Annotated in this window: 18 protein-coding genes; 16 read left to right on the plus strand and 2 right to left on the minus strand. The window is 64.9% G+C overall.

Annotated elements, in window-relative coordinates; all coding sequences use genetic code 11:
• Positions 1-8: 8 nt before the first annotated feature.
• The 3 genes from nikR to LZC94_16695 all read left to right on the plus strand — a co-directional run bounded on the left by nikR (position 9) and on the right by LZC94_16695 (position 4,800).
• Positions 9-485 carry a nickel-responsive transcriptional regulator NikR gene (nikR, locus tag LZC94_16685; GenBank protein WXB18862.1) on the plus strand — a complete coding sequence of 159 codons (477 nt, stop codon included), beginning with the start codon at positions 9-11 and terminating at the stop codon, positions 483-485.
• 162 nt (positions 486-647) lie between these two features.
• On the plus strand, positions 648-1,310 hold the full coding sequence (locus LZC94_16690; GenBank protein ID WXB18863.1) for a hypothetical protein: 663 nt from the start codon (positions 648-650) through the stop codon (positions 1,308-1,310).
• An 895-nt stretch (positions 1,311-2,205) separates the two neighbouring features.
• Positions 2,206-4,800, plus strand: coding sequence for a sodium-translocating pyrophosphatase (locus LZC94_16695; protein ID WXB18864.1), 2,595 nt, complete (start codon positions 2,206-2,208; stop codon positions 4,798-4,800).
• An 85-nt stretch (positions 4,801-4,885) separates the two neighbouring features.
• On the opposite strand, the gene pheA is transcribed toward LZC94_16695, so the two are convergent.
• Entirely contained in the window at positions 4,886-5,995 is a 1,110-nt protein-coding gene (pheA, locus tag LZC94_16700; protein ID WXB18865.1) for a prephenate dehydratase, read from the minus strand.
• Positions 5,996-6,249: 254 nt separating this feature from the next.
• Between pheA and LZC94_16705 the strand changes: the two genes are divergently transcribed.
• The 8 genes from LZC94_16705 (at position 6,250) to LZC94_16740 (ending at position 12,941) form a co-directional block, all read left to right on the plus strand.
• Positions 6,250-7,245: a thiamine pyrophosphate-dependent dehydrogenase E1 component subunit alpha gene (locus tag LZC94_16705; protein WXB20201.1), complete on the plus strand. Its 996-nt coding sequence runs from the start codon at positions 6,250-6,252 to the stop codon at positions 7,243-7,245.
• Between the two features lie 2 nt (positions 7,246-7,247).
• Entirely contained in the window at positions 7,248-8,306 is a 1,059-nt protein-coding gene (locus tag LZC94_16710) for an alpha-ketoacid dehydrogenase subunit beta (protein WXB18866.1), read from the plus strand.
• Positions 8,307-8,420: 114 nt separating this feature from the next.
• Entirely contained in the window at positions 8,421-9,599 is a 1,179-nt protein-coding gene (locus LZC94_16715) for a serine/threonine protein kinase (protein WXB18867.1), read from the plus strand.
• A 4-nt stretch (positions 9,600-9,603) separates the two neighbouring features.
• Positions 9,604-9,915, plus strand: a complete 312-nt coding sequence (locus LZC94_16720) for a BolA family transcriptional regulator (protein WXB18868.1) — start codon at positions 9,604-9,606, stop codon at positions 9,913-9,915.
• Complete coding sequence (locus LZC94_16725; GenBank protein WXB18869.1) at positions 9,912-10,823, plus strand: serine/threonine protein kinase; 912 nt, start codon at positions 9,912-9,914, stop codon at positions 10,821-10,823. Before LZC94_16720 ends, LZC94_16725 begins: the two co-directional genes overlap by 4 nt.
• A gap of 58 nt (positions 10,824-10,881) precedes the next feature.
• Positions 10,882-11,724 (plus strand): thymidylate synthase, encoded by an 843-nt coding sequence (locus LZC94_16730; protein ID WXB18870.1) that lies wholly within the window; start codon positions 10,882-10,884, stop codon positions 11,722-11,724.
• The gene (locus LZC94_16735; protein WXB20202.1) at positions 11,724-12,206 is read left to right on the plus strand and encodes a dihydrofolate reductase; all 483 of its coding nucleotides are present in this window, start codon (positions 11,724-11,726) and stop codon (positions 12,204-12,206) included. The genes LZC94_16730 and LZC94_16735 overlap by 1 nt, the downstream gene beginning before the upstream one ends.
• 9 nt (positions 12,207-12,215) lie before the next feature.
• Positions 12,216-12,941, plus strand: a complete 726-nt coding sequence (locus tag LZC94_16740) for a DUF72 domain-containing protein (protein ID WXB18871.1) — start codon at positions 12,216-12,218, stop codon at positions 12,939-12,941.
• Between the two features lie 64 nt (positions 12,942-13,005).
• Here LZC94_16740 and ligD read toward each other — a convergent pair whose 3' ends face one another.
• Positions 13,006-15,462 (minus strand): DNA ligase D, encoded by a 2,457-nt coding sequence (ligD, locus tag LZC94_16745; protein ID WXB18872.1) that lies wholly within the window; start codon positions 15,460-15,462, stop codon positions 13,006-13,008.
• A 365-nt stretch (positions 15,463-15,827) separates the two neighbouring features.
• On the opposite strand from ligD, the gene LZC94_16750 reads away from it, so the two are divergent.
• The 5 genes from LZC94_16750 to LZC94_16770 all read left to right on the plus strand — a co-directional run bounded on the left by LZC94_16750 (position 15,828) and on the right by LZC94_16770 (position 19,388).
• Positions 15,828-16,739: a Ku protein gene (locus LZC94_16750; GenBank protein ID WXB18873.1), complete on the plus strand. Its 912-nt coding sequence runs from the start codon at positions 15,828-15,830 to the stop codon at positions 16,737-16,739.
• Between the two features lie 29 nt (positions 16,740-16,768).
• Positions 16,769-17,020: a hypothetical protein gene (locus LZC94_16755; protein ID WXB18874.1), complete on the plus strand. Its 252-nt coding sequence runs from the start codon at positions 16,769-16,771 to the stop codon at positions 17,018-17,020.
• A gap of 4 nt (positions 17,021-17,024) precedes the next feature.
• Entirely contained in the window at positions 17,025-18,218 is a 1,194-nt protein-coding gene (gene kbl / locus LZC94_16760) for a glycine C-acetyltransferase (GenBank protein ID WXB18875.1), read from the plus strand.
• 145 nt (positions 18,219-18,363) lie between these two features.
• The gene (locus LZC94_16765) at positions 18,364-19,218 is read left to right on the plus strand and encodes a hypothetical protein (GenBank protein ID WXB18876.1); all 855 of its coding nucleotides are present in this window, start codon (positions 18,364-18,366) and stop codon (positions 19,216-19,218) included.
• The gene (locus tag LZC94_16770; GenBank protein ID WXB18877.1) at positions 19,218-19,388 is read left to right on the plus strand and encodes a hypothetical protein; all 171 of its coding nucleotides are present in this window, start codon (positions 19,218-19,220) and stop codon (positions 19,386-19,388) included. The genes LZC94_16765 and LZC94_16770 overlap by 1 nt, the downstream gene beginning before the upstream one ends.
• Positions 19,389-19,403 lie beyond the last annotated feature (15 nt).

Below are 19,403 nucleotides of genomic sequence, written 5' to 3' on the forward strand. Positions count from 1 at the left end.
GGTAGTCCATGAGTGCGGGAAAAACCCACAAGACTGAGCTTGTCCGCTTTGGCGTGGCGATGGAGGGCGCGCTCCTCGGCGAGCTCGATGCCCTGGTCGAAGCCCGCGGCGTCACCCGGTCCGAGGTTTTGCGGGATTTGGTGCGCGCGGAGGTCACGCGATCGCAGGCGCGAAGCAAATCGCCCGCGCTCGGTACGCTCACCCTGGTCTACGACCACCACGTGCGCGACTTGAGCGAACGCTTGACGGAAATGCAGCATGCCCTCGGGGATCGCGTGCGATCCACACTGCACGTGCACCTGGACGCGCATACCTGTCTGGAGGTGATCATCATGTTCGGCCAGGCTGACGAGCTCCAGGATATCGCGGACCGAGCTCTAGCGACCAAAGGGGTCAAGCAAGGCGGGCTCGAGCTTGTGCTCGATGCAGTTTGGAAGCATGATCACACACATAACCATACATCGACACCAAAGCGCCGGAGCTAACTTGGGCATACGGCTCAAGTGTAAGAAATCATTATGAAATAGCTGTAAGGTTGCTGCCGACCGATAGGGTTCAGTGGGCCGATGTGCAGCCGTGAACGTATCGAACTGAGCGAATAGCCCGTCTTTCTCTGGGGTGGGGTCTTTCTATTAAAAGACGCCACTATGACTATCGATGCCTTAGCAGCTTGGCTCATGACGGCCATGACCACGTGGAATCCCCCCGGCCAGCATCGCGAGGGGGAACAGGCGGCTACCGAACGCTACACCAGCATTGCGCACGACGTCGCGGAGGTGGCTCTCGATTCCAATGAACAACCGCTCTTCGAGGATGACGGGGGAGGGGTGCGGGCGCGGGCGCAAACCGCGTTGTTGTTGGCTGCGGTAGCATCGTACGAATCGGGTTTTCGGCGGGAGGTGGATCTGGGCACCATCCGCGGCGACAACGGGCGCAGTTGGTGCATTCTACAAGTGCAAGTCTTCGGCCGCACCGTCGAGCAATGGACCGGCAAAGATCTCATCGAGGATCGGCGGCGATGTGTTCGAGCCAGCCTGCACCGAATGCACGACTCCTTTGCGGCGTGCAAAAGCCTCCCGCAAGTGCAGCGCCTCTCGGGCTACACGCGCGGCCGTTGCGGCCCCGACCCCAAGGCCGAGTGGCGCATGCGCCGTGCCTTGAACTGGTGGAAGCTGCACCCCTTGGCCTTGGTCGACACGAAACTCGGAAAAGACACCACGGACGGCAAAGACGCAAAAGACGGCAAAGACGGCAAAGGCGCGACGGATACGAAGGACACCGTGAGGGAAGCGAATAAGAAGGAACTGTAATCGCAAAAGACTCGCCGCGATGAGGGCCCACGCCCCGCGCGCCGAGGCCCCAATCGGGTGCCGCACCAAGCTAGGCGCGGCACCAAACGAGGCGCCGCGCACCAAGCTGGGCGCGGCCCCCAAGCTCAATACACCGCCGCTGCTGCACCCCGCCATCGCCCGACGCTCCTGCGTTACGACACTGCAGCGCCACGCCGTCGCACGACACTACAGCGCTACGCCACCGCACGCCGCCGCTGCGCTACGACACTGCCGCGCTACGCCACCGCACGGCACCACTGCGTTTACGCCGCTGCCGCGCTACGCCACCGCGCGACGCCAGTGCGTTACGCCACTGCCGCGCTATGCCACCGCGCGACGCCGCTGCGCTATGACACTGCAGCGCCCCGCCGCCGCACGACACTGCTGCGTTACGACACTACAGCGCTGCGCCACCGCGCGACGCCGCTGCGCTACGCCACTGCCGCGCTACGCCACCGCACGTCGCTAGTGCGTTACGCCACTGCCGCGCTACGCCCCCGCACGTCGCTAGTGCGTTACGCCACTGCCGCGCTACGCCCCCGCGCGACGCCAGTGCGTTACGCCACTGCTGCGCTACGCCACCGCACAGCGACAAGCACCGCGCCCTAGTCCAGCTGAGATGAATTTGCAAGCACGCTTGAGCCAACAAACGCGAGTGTTATTTACTTAGCCTCCGGAACTTGCTAAAAAATAGCTGCTTCCTCCGTCGGCCGGCGCTTCGGAAGGGCGGGGAAAGACGAGGCGTGCTGAAGCGTCTGGAACCTTCGGTCAGACGGCCAACCCCTCGAGAACGCAGGCGGGACTGAAGATTCTGGTCCTCCGTAACCATTCGGCGCCCTCAGAGTCCCCAAGCCGCCTCACTCGGAGGTTATGCATGAAATCCGTACGGTTGTCGGGCGTGCCGCGCCCGACGTTCAACGCAGCGAAGAGCATGGCGTTGTCCTTGCTCACTGCCATGCTCGTTTTCGTCGTATCGCCTCTGGCGTTTGCAGCCCAGCCAGGGGCGACTCCATCCCAGCCGCATCATGGCGGCGGCGAAGCCAATTTGATTGTTCCGAGGCTGGATGACGCGAGCATCGTCTCCTTCTTCGGCTTGCCCGGCGCGAGCCTGCTCGCGGTCGGCGTGGGTGTATCCATCCTTGGGCTCGTATTCGGGCTAATCGTTTTTACGCAGCTCAAGAACGCCGATGTCCATATATCGATGAAGGATATCTCGGAGCTCATCTACGAGACGTGCAAGACGTACCTCATAACGCAGATGAAGTTCATCCTCATTCTGGAGGCCTTCATCGGCGCCATCATCGTCGTCTACTTCGGCGTGATGCAAAGCTATTTCGCCGACGGCAAGACATTGCAGGTCATCATTATCCTGCTCTTCTCACTGGTCGGTATTGCAGGTAGCTCCGCGGTGGCGTGGTTCGGCATTCGCGTCAATACATTCGCGAACTCGCGCACGGCCTTTGCCGCGCTGCGTGGTAAGCCATTTCCCTGCTACGCCATTCCGCTGAAGGCGGGAATGAGCATCGGCATGCTGCTCATCAGCGTCGAGCTCTTGATTATGCTCGGCATTCTTCTGGTGGTCCCGGGCGATTACGCCGGCCCCTGCTTCATTGGGTTTGCCATCGGCGAATCGCTGGGCGCCTCGGCATTGCGCATTGCGGGAGGCATTTTCACCAAGATTGCCGACATTGGCTCCGACCTCATGAAGATCGTCTTCAAAATCAAAGAGGACGACGCGCGCAACCCTGGCGTCATCGCCGACTGCACGGGCGACAACGCGGGCGACTCCGTGGGACCCAGCGCCGATGGCTTCGAGACCTACGGCGTGACCGGCGTCGCGCTCATTTCGTTCATTCTGCTCGCCGTCAAGGATCCGACCGGCCAGCATGCCAATATCCCGGTGCAGGTCCAGCTTCTGGTTTGGATCTTTGCCATGCGCGTCGTCATGGTCATCGCGAGCGTGCTCTCGTATTTCATCAACGACGCCATCGCCAAGGCGCGTTATGCCGCTGCCGACAAAATGAACTTCGAGCACCCGCTCACGATGCTGGTGTGGATCACCTCGCTGGTGAGTGTGCTTCTCACCTTCATCGTGTCGAAGACGCTCATCCCCGAGCTGGGCGATGGCACCCTCTGGTGGAAGCTGTCGATCATCATCACGTGTGGCACCCTGGCAGGCGCGATCATCCCCGAGTTCGTGAAGGTCTTCACGTCGACGGAATCGGGCCATGTGCGCGAGGTCGTCACGTCGTCGCGTGAGGGCGGCGCATCGCTCAATATTCTCGCGGGCCTCACCGCGGGCAACTTCAGCGCGTATTGGCTGGGGTTCGTTCTGGTCGCGCTGATGGGCACGGCCTGGTATGTGAGCCTGCAGGGCCTTGGCGCGCTGATGACCATTGGCGCGGTCGATGCGTCGGCCGTATTTGCGTTTGGCTTGGTGGCCTTTGGCTTCCTCGGCATGGGGCCGGTGACCATCGCCGTGGACTCGTACGGCCCGGTCACGGACAATGCGCAGTCGGTCTACGAGCTCTCGGTGATCGAGACGATCCCGAACATTCGCGAGGAGGTGAAGAAGAAGTTTGGATTCGACGTTCAGTTCGAGAAGGCCAAGCACTTCCTCGAGGAGAACGACGGCGCCGGAAACACCTTCAAGGCCACCGCCAAGCCGGTGCTCATCGGCACGGCCGTGGTCGGCGCCACGACGATGATCTTCTCGGTGGTCGTGGTCCTCACCACCAACGTGACCACGCAGGTCCCGCTGTCGGCGAACCTCGACAAGCTGTCGCTGCTGCACCCGCCGTTCCTTTTGGGCCTCATCGCCGGCGGCGCGATGATCTACTGGTTCACCGGAGCGTCCACCCAGGCCGTGAGCACGGGGGCGTACCGCGCGGTGGAGTTCATCAAGGCGAACATCAAGCTCGAGGGGGTCGAGAAGGCCTCGATCACCGACAGCAAAAAGGTGGTGGAGATCTGCACGCTCTACGCGCAGAAGGGCATGTTCAACATCTTCTTGACCGTGTTCTTCGGCACCCTGGCCTTCGCCTGCGCGGAGTCGTTCTTCTTCATCGGCTACCTCATCTCGATCGCCCTCTTCGGCCTCTTCCAAGCGCTCTTCATGGCCAACGCCGGCGGCGCTTGGGACAACGCCAAGAAGGTCGTCGAGGTGGAGCTGAAAGAAAAAGGCACACCGCTCCACGATGCCTGCGTCGTCGGCGACACCGTGGGCGATCCCTTCAAGGACACCAGCTCGGTGGCCATGAACCCCGTCATCAAGTTCACCACCCTCTTCGGCCTGCTGGCCGTGGAGCTGGCCGAACAAATCCCCTCGGCCTCCACCCGCCTCGCCATCGCGGCCGTCTTCTTCCTCATCTCCGTCGTCTTCGTGCACCGCTCCTTCTATGGCATGCGCATCAACGCGGCCATCCGTTCGGCCCCCACCGCCAAGGAGGCCCCCGCCGGCGCCGAATAACGCGCTCGGGTACCTCTTGAACGCGAAACCCCGGCTCGAAAGGCCGGGGTTTCGTCGTTTAAAAACATCGACGCGGTTCGCGTGATTACGGCACCGCCGTGAGGCGGATGGCTTCGCGGCGGGCGTAGCTGCCGAGGATTTTGACCATGGCGCAGTGGGCGCGCAGGTTTTCGAAGGCGCGCTGGACGTTAGGGTCCAGGCGGTGGCCGTCGAGATCGGCCAGAAAGACGTAGTCCCACGGCTTTTCTTGGCTCGGGCGCGACTCGAGGCGCGAGAGGTTCACGCCTTCGTCTTCGAAGGCCGAGAGGACCCGGCGCAGGGCGCCGCGCTCGTTGAGGACGGAGAAGGCGAGGGTGGTGCGGTCGTTGCCGGTGCGGGGGGCATCTTCGCGCCCCAGCACGATGAACCGGGTGGCGTTCTCTTTGCGGTCTTGGATGCGCTCGCGCACGATGGAGAGCCCGTGGATCTCGGCCGCCAAGGGGCTCGCGACGGCGGCGCCGGCCGGATCGGACAGGGCTTCGCGGGCGGCGGCGGTGGTGGAGGCGGTTTGAACGAGTTGCGCCGTGGGCAGGTTCTTGGTGAGCCACCCGCGGCACTGGGCGAGCGCTTGCGGGTGCGAGTACACGCGCTGCACGCTCGAGAAGGCCACCTTGTCGCGGGCGAGCAGCGCGTGCTCGATGAGCAGCACCAGCTCTTCGCGCACCGAGAGCTCACCGTCGATCAGCAGATCGGCGCTGAGGGTGACGCTCCCCTCGGTGGAGTTCTCGATGGCCACCACACCCAGCGCCGCAGCGCCCGTCCGAACGGCATCGAAGACACCTTCGATGGTGGCCGCCTCGCGGTACTGAGCCGACAGCCCGAAGAGATACCGGGCCGCCATCTGGGTGAAGGTGCCTTCGGGGCCCAGAAAGGCAACCTGCAGTGGTTGTTCGAGGGACAAACATCCGCTCATGATCTCGCGGAACACCGCGCGCACCGAGTCCCGGGGAAAATCGCCCTTGGCGAGGTTGGTCAGCCGCTCGAGCACCGCGCGCTCTCGCTCGGGATCGCGCATCAAGGCCGCCGGGCGATCGGGTGAGGCGGCGGCCTTTTTCGCGTGACCGATCGCAAGGGCCAGCTTGGCGCGCTCGTTGAGGAGGTCGAGGATCCGTTCATCCGTGGCATCAATCTGAGCGCGAAGCGATTCGATGGACATGTTCGAAAGCTACCGCAACCCCCGCTCGGACGCGTTGTCTGTTTGCGTCATGGTCGGCGGCGCTCGCCGGGTCCGGTTTGGCTCATTTTTGATCCTGGTACTGCATTGCCTTCTCGCGGTTTACGACCAGGGTTACTAGTACTACTGTCGCGTCGCTTCTTCGGACGCCGAAGACGGAGAGAAATGTGAGCACGACCCCAATCCAAGAACGTCCTTTCCCCTCTGCGAAGCTCTCACCCGACGTGCTCATCCGCATGCACGAGCTCATGTTGCGCTCGCGTTTGCTCGAAGAGCGTCTCATTCGCATGCAGAAACAAGGCGATGGCTATTTTTGGATCGGCGGGCCCGGGGAGGAAGCCTTCAACGTGGCCCTCGGACTGCTCGTCGACAAAGGCCAGGGCCTCGCTCACGACTACCTGCATCTGCACTACCGGTCGAGCGCCACGTTGGTGGCCATGGGGATCGACCCCGCCGATGCCATGCGCCAGATGAAGAACACGGCCACCGACCCGTATTCGGGCGGCCGAAACTTCGTGAGCCACTACTCGATCCGCGCGTGGAACGTGGTCCCCATTTCGTCCCCCATCGAAGTGCAATTTTCGATGGCGCCTGGAACGGCCATGGCCCAAAAGCGCTTCGGGGGCCGCGGCATCACCATCGTGCAAGGCGGCGACGCCGGCACCGCGGAAGGCGACTTCGCCAGCTGCCTGGTTTGGACCACCCGCCCGGCCAACGAGCTGCCGGTGCTGATGATCGTGACCAACAACGGCTACGGCATCTCCACCCCCGGCTCCGAGCAGCACGGCGAAAAGCGCATCGCCGACCGCGGAAAGGCCTTTGGCATGCAGACCGCGGTCATCGACGGCAACGATCCCGAGACCGCGTACTTCGGCATCAAGCAGGCCATGGACTACGTGCGCACCGAGCGCCGTCCGTTCCTGCTCGAGGCCAAGGTCTCCCGCCTGTATGGGCACTCCTCGTCGTCGGGTGCCAACTTCGTGAACGACGAGATGGACTGCCTGGCCCGTTTCGAGAAGCGCCTGGAGGAACGCTCCCTCCTGAGCCGCGCCAAGATGGACGAAATGCGCATCCGCGAGACGCAGGCCATGCTCGAAATGTCCAAGCGCGTGCGGGAGGAGCCGCAGCCGGACCCGCGCAGCATCTACGATCACGTGTTTGCCCCGACCGAAGCCGGGGGCGAGCCGCAAGCCCGCCGAATCGCGATGCGGGCCGTAAAGGGAGACGCATAGATATGGCGACCATGGTGCAAGCCATCCGAATGGCGCTTCACGTGGGTGAAGACCGCCTCGGGGTGATGGACATTTTCGGCCAAGATCTCGGCCCGCCCCTCGGGGGCGTGTTCACGCAATCGCAGGGCCTCAAAACGTCGTGGAACTCGCCCCTCGACGAGCGCGGCATCATCGGGTGCGCCATGGGCCTCGCCCTGGCGGGCTCGCGCACCGTCTGCGAAATCCAGTTTTGCGACTACGCGTACAACACCATCGACCTGCTGAAGCTCGTGGGCGGCATGTACTGGTCGACCAACGGCCAGTGGAACCTGCCGATGGTCATGATGACCCCCGTGGGCTCGGGCATTCACGGCAGCATCTACCACTCGCATTCCTTCGACGCGACGGCCACGCACATCCCCGGCTGGAAGATCGTGATGCCCTCGAACCCGCGCGACGCGTACGGGTTGATGCTCAGCGCCATCGTGGATCCCAACCCCGTCATGTTCCTCGCCCCCAAGGCGCTGCTGCGCACCAAGGCGCTGCCCGGCGAAGAAATTCCGGGCGAGCCCGATGAGCGCACCTTGAGCAAGATGATCGACGCCCCGCTCGGCGACCGTTCGCGCTGGGTGCCGAACTGGCCCGATACCCCGGATTTGTTCGTTCCGATTGGAAAGGCGCGCACCGTACGCGAGGGCCGCGATGTCACCCTTGTGGCCTATGGCCGCATGGTGCCGCTCTCCAAGAAGGTGGCCGACGAGCTGGCGGGCGAGGGGATCGAGGTCGAGGTCATCGACCTGATTAGCCTTTTCCCGTACGACTGGGAGCATGTGCGCGAGAGCATCCGCCGCACCGGCCGGGTGCTCTTCGTGAACGAGGACACCGAGGTCACGAACTTCGGCGAGCACCTCATTCGCCGCACGGTCGATGAGCTCTTCTACGAGCTCTATGCGCCGCCGCGCCTCTTGGCCGGCGCCTTCGTTCCCGGTGTGGGGCTCGCCGACAACCTGGAGCAGGCCAGCGTGCCGCAACGGGCAGGCATCGCCGAAGCCCTGCGCGAGCTCGCGAAGCATCAGCCTTAAACGAGCATTTGGCGCGTCATGTGGCAAACGTGTGGCGTAGCCGGAAGCGCGTGACGAAGTCACGGTTCGTGAGCGAAGCTCTCGGGCCGTGACTATGCTGGGTGGGATGCGACGATGCTGAAAGCCGGCGACACGTTCCATCGCTACCGCATCGACGGCAAGCTGGGCGAGGGCGGCATGGGGCTCGTGTACCGAGCGTACGACCCCCTGCTCCATCGCGAAATTGCGCTCAAAATCGTTCGGGCGGAGATCGCGCGCACCCCCTCGGGGCAGCTGACCGAGGCCGCGATCCGCTTGATGCGCGAGGGGCGGGCGGTGGCCTCCTTGAACCACCCGAACGCCATCGGCATCTTCGACGTGGGCGAGATCGACGGCACGCCGTACATCGCCATGGAGCTCGCGACCGGGCGGCTGCTCAGCACCTTCATCGGGGACAAGCGGGTCACCGTCCGCCAGCGGCTCGCGTGGCTCTCGCAAATTGCGCACGGCCTCGACGCGGCCCACAAGCAGGGCCTGGTGCACCGCGACGTGAAGCCCGAGAACATGATGGTGTGCGACACCGGCGAGGTGAAAATCCTCGACTTCGGGGTGGTCAAACGCATCGCGGGCCCCGTGGTCGATCCCGCGGAGGCGCCCCACTCGGAGCCCTTGCAAACCCGGGTCGGGGTGGTGATGGGAACACCTCTCTACATGGCGCCCGAGCAGGCCCTGGGCGAGCCCATCGATGGCCGCAGCGATCAGTTCTCGTGGGCCACCGTCGCCTACGAGCTTCTCAGCAGCGGTGTTCACCCGACGACATCGAACAATCCACGCAAGCTCCCCATCGCCTTTGCGCTGCTCTCGGGCGAGCCGAGGCCGCTGGCGGAGGTGGCCCCCGATCTTCCCCCGGGGGTCGACGCCGTGGTGATGCGGGCGCTCTCGAAGCTGCCGGCCGAACGCTTTGCCACCATGGAGGCCATTTTCGTCGAGCTGGACGCGATCTTGGAGGCCCTGGGCGAGCCTCCGTCGTCGTCCTCGGACGCGCACTCGTCGGTGACCACCGTGCGCCCGTGGAGCTCCGCGTCTTCGGCGTCTCCCAATTCGTCCGAATCGTCCAAGTCTCCCGAATCTGCCGAATTTTCGGGATCTTCCGAGCCGGAGTCCGAGGAGGAGGAGGCGCTCGACGAGCCGGCCCCCGAGGAGCCGGGGCCGCGAAGCGGATGGCCGGGGAGCGCGCGGCCTTGGCTGCTGGCGTTCGCGGCCCTGGTCCTTCTCGCGGCGGGGCTCGTGGGTTACCGATTCATGCTAAAATAACCCTATGCGTATGGCCTCCCGGATCCGCGAAAAGCTGAACGACACCTTGTCGCCCAGCCTGCTCGACGTCATCGACGAAAGCCGCATGCACAACGTCCCCAAGGACGCCGAGACCCACTTCAAGGTCGTGATCGTCGCGCAGGCGTTCGACGGGGTCGGCCGGGTGGAGCGGCACCAAATGGTGTACCGCGTCTTGAAAGACGAGCTCGCGCAAGGCGTGCACGCGCTCTCCATCGTGTCCAAGAGCCCCTCGGAGTGGGAGCACGAGGCGAATGTTCCCGCGTCCCCGCCGTGCCTTGGCGGGTCCAAGCGGTGAGGATCGGCAAGTACGAGCTCGGCGAGCGCATCGCGGTCGGAGGCATGGCCGAGGTGTACTTGGCGCGCCTTCCCCTGGGCGGCAACCGCATGGTGGCGCTCAAGGTCCTTCGCGACGAGCTGGCCGACGATCCCACCTATGTGACCATGTTCATCGACGAGGCCAAGCTCCTCGCCAAGCTGGCGCACCCCAGCACCGTGCAAATCTACGAGTCGGGCGAGGACCGCGGCCGCTACTTCCTGGCCATGGAGCTGCTCATCGGCGATTCGTTCCAGCGGGTGTGGGAGGCCTGCCAGGACCACGGCTACCGCATCCCGTACGGCGTCTCGGCTTGGATTGCCGCGCGCGTCGCCGAGGGGCTGCACCATGCGCACGAGCTCCGCGACGAGAAGGGAAAGCCGGAGAACGTGGTGCACCGCGACGTAAACCCGAGCAACATCCAGATGACGTTCGACGGACGCATCAAGATCATCGACTTCGGGCTGGCGCGCTCGGAGTCGCGCGCCTCCAAGACGGCGGCCGGGATCGTCAAGGGCAAGCTCGCGTACCTGTCGCCCGAACAGATCGACGGCGAGCCGCCCGATCGGCGCGCGGACATCTTTGCGCTGGGCACCACGCTCTGGGAGGTGACCGTCGACCGGCGGCTCTTCAAGCGCGAGAACGATCTCGATACGGTTCGCGCCATCCAGCGCTGCGTGGTGCCCGATCCGCGGACCTTGGTCCCCGACTACCCCGCGAGCCTCTGGACGATCGCCCGCCGCGCCCTTGCGCGCGATCCGCGGGAGCGGTACCAAACGGCGCTCGACATGGCCAAAGCGCTCGATGCCTGCGCCCCCACGTTGGGACCGGAGGTCTCGTCCGCGACCCTCTCGAAATTGATGGGACAAGTATGCACCTGGGCCAAGTAGCTGGGAAAAACGCGAGTCGCGCGATGGGCACCCGGAACGCGCCCGGCGGGGGACGAACATGACCCCGTACCTGGAGCTCTTGCGCCGGGCGCTGGAGGAAGGCGTGGCGCGGAGCGATCGCACCGGCACGGGGACCTTGGGCGTCTTTGGCCATCAGATGCGCTTTCGCCTGCAAGACGGCTTTCCGCTGCTGACGACCAAGAAGCTTCACATGAAGTCGATCATCGTGGAGCTCCTCTGGTTCCTCAGCGGCTCCACCCACGTCGCCCCGCTGCAAGAGCAAGGCGTCCGCATCTGGAACGAGTGGGCGACCGCCGAAGCGTGCGCGAAGTTCGGCCGGAAAGAAGGCGATCTCGGCCCCATTTACGGCCACCAGTGGCGCAATTTCGGGGCGACCAAGCTCGAGGATGGACGGTACGCGCAGGACGGCGTCGACCAGATCCGGCGGGTGCTGGAGGGCATCGCCAAGAACCCGACGAGCCGCCGGCTGATCGTGAGCGGCTGGAACCCCAAGGAGGCGGACGACGTGGCGCTCCCGCCCTGCCACACGCTCTTTCAGTTCCACGTCGCGGGTGGCGCGCTCTCGTGCCAGCTCTATCAACGCAGCGGCGACATCTTCCTCGGCGTGCCGTTCAACATCGCCAGCTACGCCCTGTTGACGATGATGATCGCGCACGTGAGCGGCCTTCGCCCGGGCGATTTCGTCCACACCTTGGGCGATGCGCACCTTTACATGAACCACCTGGACCAAGCGCGCGAGCAGCTGACGCGGGCGCCGCGGCCTTTGCCGCGCATGGTCTTGAACCCCGAGGTGCGCGATCTCTTCGCCTTCCGCTACGAGGACTTTCGGCTCGAGGGCTACGATCCACACCCGCACATCAAGGCCGAGGTCTCGGTGTGATGGCGGCGCTGGCGCTCATCGCGGCCGTGGCCCGCAACGGCATCATCGGCAAAGACGGCGGGCTCCCTTGGCGCATCCCCGAGGACCTGCGCCACTTCAAGCGGACCACCACGGGGCACGCGGTCATCATGGGGCGAAAGACCTATGACGAGGTGAAGAAGCCGCTCCCCAACCGGCGAAACCTGGTGGTGACCCGCCAGCCGCAGCTGGTGCTCGAGGGGTGCGAGGTCGTCTCCAGCTTGGACGAGGCCATCGCCCTGGCGCAGGCGGGCGATCCCGAGCCGTTCATCATCGGGGGAGGGGAGATCTACCGGCTGTCGCTGCCCAAGGTCACGCGCATGTATCTTACATACATCGACCGGGACGCCGAGGGCGACGTGCGGTTTCCGGAGTACGATCGGGCCGCGTTTCGCGAGGTGGATCGCAAGGTGGGGGAGACCCCGGGGGTCACATTCGTGACCTTGGAGCGCGTCTCGGGTTAGCCTTTTCCGATGCGCATCTTCGTCGGGACCAGCGGGTACAGTTACAAAGAGTGGCGCGGGGACTTCTACCCCGAGGACACCCCGGCGGACGGGTTTTTGCCCTACTACGCGACGCGGCTCCCGACGGTGGAGATCAACAACACGTTCTACCGCTTTCCCTCCACGAAGGCGCTCGAAGGCTGGGCCTCCCAGGTGCCCGAAGCGTTCACGTTCGCGCTGAAGGCGCCCGGCCGGATCACGCACCAAAAGCGCCTCAAAGACGTGGGCGATCTGGTGCGGGATCTGTTCGTCAACCTGGCGATCCTGGGCAAAAAGCTGGGGCCCGTCGATTTTCAGCTGCCGCCGAACTTCAAGAAGGACCTCCCGCGCCTGCGCGATTTCCTCGCCGCCGTGCCGCGCGACGCCAAGGTGGCCATGGAGTTTCGGCACCCGAGCTGGTTCGATGACGAGGTGTACGCGACCTTGAACGAGTACGGGGTGGCGCTGTGCATCGCCGAGTCGGACGAGCTGGAGGCCGCGGGCGCCGTCAAAGACGATCTGCAGGCGCCGCTGGTGGCGACGGCCCGCTGGGGGTATTTGCGCTTGCGCCGCTCCGACTACGGCGACGCGGAGCTGCGGGCGTGGGGGGAGCGGGTGAAGGCGCAGGCTTGGGAGCAGACGCACGTGTTCATCAAGCACGAGGCGGTGCAGTCGCCGCTCTTGGCGGTGCGGTTGGCGGAGTTGCTTTCGGGGTAGGGTGCGGGGGGTCGCTGGACGGCAAAGGCCGGCGTCGGCCGTACCTCGGCTCTCCGTTCCGCGGTCACCCCAATGCCGGCAATGTCTGCGTCGGTTCGAGGCACGGTGCGAGGAGATCGCCGTATTTGGCGATGCGATCGCGCAAGGTGCGCAAATTGAACGCTTTGGGATCGAGCTTGTCCGTCACTTCGTCCCAGCGGAGCGGGGCGGAGACGGGGGCGCGGTCGGCGGCGCGCAAGGTATAAGGCGAGACGATGGTGCGGCCGCCGCCGTTTTGCCCATAGTCGACATAGAGACGGCCGCGCCGCTTCTCCTTGATGCGCTCCACGGTGGCGATGGCCGGCATCACCTTGGCGACGGCGCGCGCGATTTGCTCGGCGAAGGCCACGGCGTCGTCGTGGGACGGGCCGCGCGCCAGCGGGACGATCACGTGAAGGCCGCGCTTTCCGCTGGTCTTCACCACGCTCACCAGCGCGAGCGCCTCCAGCAAGGTGCGCACGGCGTGCGCGATCTGAATCACCTCGTCCCAGCGGGTCGACTCGCCCGGATCGAGATCGATGACGACGTAATCCGCCTGCGCCAGCGCGCGGTGCACCTGGGTCGGCGTGGTCGCCTCGGGTGGAGCGTGGCTCGCCCATTGATGCAAGGTGAGCGCCGCCAAGTTGGCGAGCCACTGCAAGGTCTCCAGATTCTCCACCACGATGCGTTCCTTTACGGCGCCCTTCTCCGCCAGGCGGTACCAAGGCGCCTTGTCCTTGGAGAAGGGGATGCGCCGCACGTACTCCGGCGCCTTGGGCGGAAGGCGGTGCTGGAACCACTCCTCGTCGTCGATTCCATGCGGCCAGCGCTGCATGTGGATCGGCCGCCCGCGCAAATGCGGCAGCATCACCTCGGCGATGTCCGTGTAGTAGTCGTAAATGTCTTGCTTGGTGATGCCGTCGCGCGGATAGAGCACCTTGTCGGGGTTGCTCAAGGCCACCTTGCGCCCCGTCGCCCGCTCGCGCCGCGCGGTGCCCGCGCCTTCGTCGTCGCCCTCCGCGTCGCTGAACGATTCGGAGCGCGCCCCATCTTCGCGCAGGCACTCCTCGGGCGCCTTGTCCTCGCGCATCCCGATGAACCGTGGGAAGCGCATGATGCCATCGCGGGTCCACTCGCCCAGGGCCGCCTCGCACACCAGCCGAGGCTCGCAGAAGCGCGGCGAGGGCAGCTTGGGGACGTGCGCCATCTTGGGCGCCTTCACCCGCATCCCATCGAGCAGGTGCGCCAGGTGCGCGCGCGTGCGATCGTCGAAGCCGCTGCCCACGCGCCCCGCGTAGACGAGCGAGCCGCCCTTCTCGTCGTAGACACCGACCAAGAGCGCCCCCACCACCTCCGCGCCCTTGAGCGGCAGGTACCCCCCGATGACGCAATCCTGGCGGAGCTCGAATTTGAGCTTCACCCAGTTCGAGGTCGGCCCCGCCGTGTAGAGCGAGCCTTTGCGCTTGGCGATCAGCCCTTCGAGGCCCGCGTTCTTGGCCGCCGCGAGCAGCTCGTCCACCTTGCCGGTCATGGCCGACGAGAACGACAGCGGCGGCTTGGCGGTGGCGAGCAGCCCCTTCAAGAGCTCCCGGCGCTCTTCGATGGGGCGCTTTCGCAGATCGCGCCCGTCGAGCCAGAGCAGATCGAAGGCGGCGAACGCGATGTGCGCGTCGGGCTCGTCGCCGGCGAGCCAGCGCTGGAGCGCCTCGAACGAGGGCCGCCCTTGATCGTCGACCACGCACGCCTCGCCGTCGAGCACCAGCTCGCGGGCGGGCAGCCGCGCGATGGCCGCCGCGATGATGGAAAACTTATCGGTCCAATCGTTCGACTTGCGCGAGAAGAGGCGAACGTCGCTCCCCGTCTTGCCGGCGAGCAGCCGGTAGCCGTCGAACTTCACCTCGAACAAATAGTGCGAGCCATCGCCGACGATGGGTCCGTTCGTTGCCCTAGACACATCCCCCATGGCCAAAAGAAGCTCGCGCGGGCTTTGCCCGAGCGGCGAAGACGTCACCCGCCCCGGGCCGCGCGTGGCACTGCGCCCGCTCGCCACCGACTCGGGCCGGCTGGTGACGATGTCGAGCGCCGGATCCGCCGTTTCATCGTGCGCCTTGAAGAAGAGCCACTGTGGATGGTCCGCACGCGTTGCTTGCAGGCGGCCCTTGGTGCGCACCAAGTGCCAGCCGCCCTGGAGCTTCTCGCCCGCGAACCGCAGGTGAAAATGCCCCTTGTCGCGCATCGCCTCCAGCGAGGGCGCCTTCTTGTCGAGCACGGGCTCGTACGTGCCACGATCCCAGATGAGGACGTCGCCCGCGCCGTACTCGCCATCGGGGATGCGCCCCTCGAAGTCGTTGTACGACATCGGATGATCCTCCACCTGCACCGCCAGGCGCTTGGTCGCCGGATCATAGGAGGGGCCCTTGGGGATGGCCCAGCTCATCATCGTCCCGCCGAGCTCGAGCCGCAAATCGTAATGTAGACGCCGTGCGTCATGCTTCTGAATCACAAAGGCGAGACCGGTCCTCGGCGCGGGCTCGCCGTCGACCTCGGGCTCGACCTCGACCGCGACTTCGACCTCAGGCTCCGGCGAAGAGGCTGGCGCCTTATGCACCTTTGTAGATGGCTTCGATGTTTTCTTTACCCGCGACCGTGAGCGATGGGACGATGCGGTGTCAGGCTTGTCCTTGGGCCGGCCTGGCGCCGCTCGATCCGCTTTCGACGGCGTGTCCGGGCTTGGCTCCGGCGTGACGTCGAAGTTTCTCTTCTTGCGGTATCTTTCCAGCTTATCGAACGGCTTATCGCCCACAGCCTTATATTCCCTATGCCTGCCGGGGCCCCGCGAGCCTGCGGCTTCGATTTGGAGACGAACCCATGCGTGCGATGTGGTCGGGTGAAATTGCGTTTGGTCTCGTCACGATTCCCGCCAAACTGTACTCGGCGACCAAGGATTTGACCCCCAGTTTTCACCAGCTCCACACGGAGTGCGGGTCCCGCATTTCGATGGTCCGCCGCTGCCCGAAGTGCAACCGCGACATCGAGTGGGGTGAGATTGGCAAGGGGTACGAGGTCTCGAAAGGCGAATATGCTCTCTTTACCAAAGAAGAGCTCGCAAAAATGGATGGCGAGGATGGCCCCGGCGGCATCGACATCGTCGAGTTCATCGATCCCGAGCAGGTCGATAATGTTTATTTCAGCAAGAGCTATTGGGTAGGCCCCGGCGGCAAGAGCGCCCGAGGCTTCACCCTTTTGCGCGAAGCGCTCGAGTCGACCCAACGCGCCGCGTTATGCAAGGTGCGCATCCGCACGCGCACGCAGCTGGCGATGTTGCGCCCGCGCGGAAAGCTGTTCGCCCTCGACATGCTTCGCTTCGCCGATGAAATCGTCCCCGGCGACGAGATCGTGCTCCCCGATGCCAAGCCGGCGAGCGATCGCGAGCTGCAGCTCGCGCTCAACTTGGTGGAGCAATTGAGCAGCGAGGACTTCGACGCGAAGAAGCACCCCGACGAATACCGCGCTGCGGTGGAGGCTGCGGCCGCGGAAAAAGTGGAGCGCGACGAGCTGGCGCGCCCGGACACCGACGCGGGCGAAGAGCAGGTCGCGGCGGGCGGCTCTGGCGGCAAGGTGATCGATCTCGCGGACCTGCTTGCGCGCTCGCTCCGTGTCGCGCCCGCCAACATATCGGCGCCGGCCAAAGGTTTGAAAAAGACGGAGGCGCAGGTGCCGGTCGAGGAGCGCGAGGCGGAGAAGAAACCGAAGAAGCGCGCCGCCGGCAAGCGTTCGTAGCGGAGCATTCATGGTAGGCTGCCGCGCGCATGGCCAAGGACTCCATGTTCGCCCTGGAGATGAGCGGGCAGCCGCCGGCGGTCAACGACGCCATCACCCGCGTGCGCCGCGGCGGCGACGTGATCCTCTTCGGATGGAAGAGCGGCGATCCGATCCTCGAGGGCTTCGACCGGGCCATCGTCGACAATCCGACGAAGTTCGAAGAGCGCATCAGGACCCCAAGGTCGTCCTGCAGTTCCCCCACGACCGCTGAAAACGAAACGAGACCGAGGAGGGCGTGACGCCATGTACGGCAAGGCCAAAGAGATTTACGGCACGACGCTGAAGGAGATTCGCGAGGCGGGGCTCGAGAAGCGGGAGCGGCACATCCTTTCACCGCAGGCGGCCGAGATCCGCGTGGGGGAGAAGAGCGAGCCGGTGCTCAACTTCTGTGCGAACAACTACCTGGGGCTGTCGTCGCACCCGAAGGTGATCGCGGCGGCGCACGCGGCCATCGACACGTACGGCTTTGGCCTCTCCTCCGTGCGCTTCATCTGCGGAACGCAAGACGCGCACAAGACGCTGGAGCGCAAGGCCGCCGACTTCGTCGGGGCCGACGACGCCATCCTCTACTCCTCGTGCTTCGACGCCAACGGCGGCCTCTTCGAGACCTTGCTCGGCGAAGAAGACGCCATCATCAGCGACGCGCTGAACCACGCCTCGATCATCGACGGCATCCGTCTCTGCAAGGCCGAGCGCCATCGCTACCCCAACGGCGACATGGACGCGCTGGAAAAGGCGCTCGCCGCCACCCAAGGCAAGCGCCTGCGCCTCATCGCCACCGACGGTGCCTTCTCCATGGACGGCTACTTGGCGAAGCTCGATCGCATTTGCGAGCTCGGCGAGAAGTACCAAGCCATGGTCATGGTCGACGACAGCCACGCCACGGGCTTCATCGGCAAAACGGGCCGCGGCACCGCCGAGCACTTCGGCGTGCTCGGCAAGGTGGACATCATCACGTCGACCCTCGGCAAGGCCCTCGGCGGCGCCGCCGGCGGCTTCACGGCAGCCCGCCAGGAGATCGTCGATCTGCTGCGCCAGCGCTCGCGCCCGTACCTCTTCTCGAACACCTTGGCCCCCGCCATCGTGGGCGCATCGATCGCGGTGCTCGATCTCCTCGCGTCGACCACCGAGCTGCGCGACCGCCTGGCGGAGAACACGCGCTCCTTCCGCTCGAAGATCGCCGCCGCGGGCTTTGCGACCAAAGAAGGCGTGCACCCCATCGTCCCCATCATGCTGGGCGATGCGCGCCTTGCGCAGGAGGTGGCTGCCGCGATGTTGAACGAGGGTATTTACGTCATCGGGTTTTCGTACCCGGTCGTGCCCAAGGGCGAGGCGCGCATCCGCGTGCAGCTCTCGGCGGCGCATACGCCCGAGCAGGTCGACCGTGCCGTGGATGCGTTTGCGCGGGTTGGGAAGAAGCTTGGCGTTTTGAAGTAGCGGTTCGTCTGGCGCCCGGGACGTGGGGGTGTCCCGGGACAGGGGGGATTTCGTCTGGGACAGGGGCGGTGCGGGGGACCGCAGCGGTTTTTCTCGATGGAATCGAGGGGGCAGGGGCTGGCACTGGTCTCGCTCTATGCGGGCCATGGAACAGACCAGCCTAAACCGAGAAGCCAAGCGGGTGCTTCACGGTCTGTTGCTCAATCTCGAAGAGAAGCTCGATGCCGATGTTCTCGCGCTGATCGGACCAATCCTCGACGGCGTGGAGTACAAGGTTCGTCGGGTCGTCGAGCCGCTCACACCCAGACGAAGAAAGCTCGCCGTGGTGCTGCACACCGAGGGCGGTACGGTCGAAGTCGTCGAGCGAATGGTCAACATCCTTCGCAACTTTTATGACGAAGTGCTCTTCGTGGTGCCCAAGTTTGCCATGTCGGCCGGCACCATCTTTGCGATGTCTGGCGATGCCATCCTGATGGATTACGCCTCTTACTTGGGGCCGATCGATCCGCAGGTCGTTCGAGAGGGCAAGCTCATTCCCGCGCTGTCGTACCTTGCGCAGTACGAGCGTCTGATTGCAAAGTCGCAGAATGGCGTTTTGTCGGACGCCGAATTCGCCTTGCTCCAACGGCTCGATCTCGGAGAGCTCCACCAGATCGAGATGGCGCAGGAGCTGTCGAAGTCCCTTCTGGTGGGGTGGCTTGCCGTTTACAAGTTCAAGGACTGGACTGCGACGCAGTCCGCGAAGCGGCCCGTTGCGCGCCAGGAACGCGAGCAACGAGCGCGCGAGATCGCCGACGCACTCATGGACCACACCCGTTGGGGATCGCACGGGCGCGGCATCTCCATGAAAACGCTTCGTGAAACGCTGAAGCTGCAAATCGACGACTTTGGCGCGGACCCCACGCTGAGCTCAATCGTCCAACGGTACGCGAGTCTCGTGCTAGATTTCATGGATAAGAACGACATCTCACAGCTCGTTCACTCCAGGGAGGTCTTCTAATGGTGCGCCTCGAGCCCGAAGAAATCATTCGCCGCAATCCGAAACTCAATCGCGAGCGCATCGCGCGGTACCTCGAGATCATGAGGGTCAGCGAGCCTCCGCGCTATCGCCTCGACCCCCCGATTGGCAAGATCCGAACGCTCGAGGATCAGGAGGTCGACGACGGGTAGGGCGTTCGCGCTGAA

Source organism: Sorangiineae bacterium MSr11954 (genome assembly GCA_037157815.1).
Lineage (GTDB): Bacteria > Myxococcota_A > Polyangia > Polyangiales > Polyangiaceae > Pendulispora > Pendulispora albinea.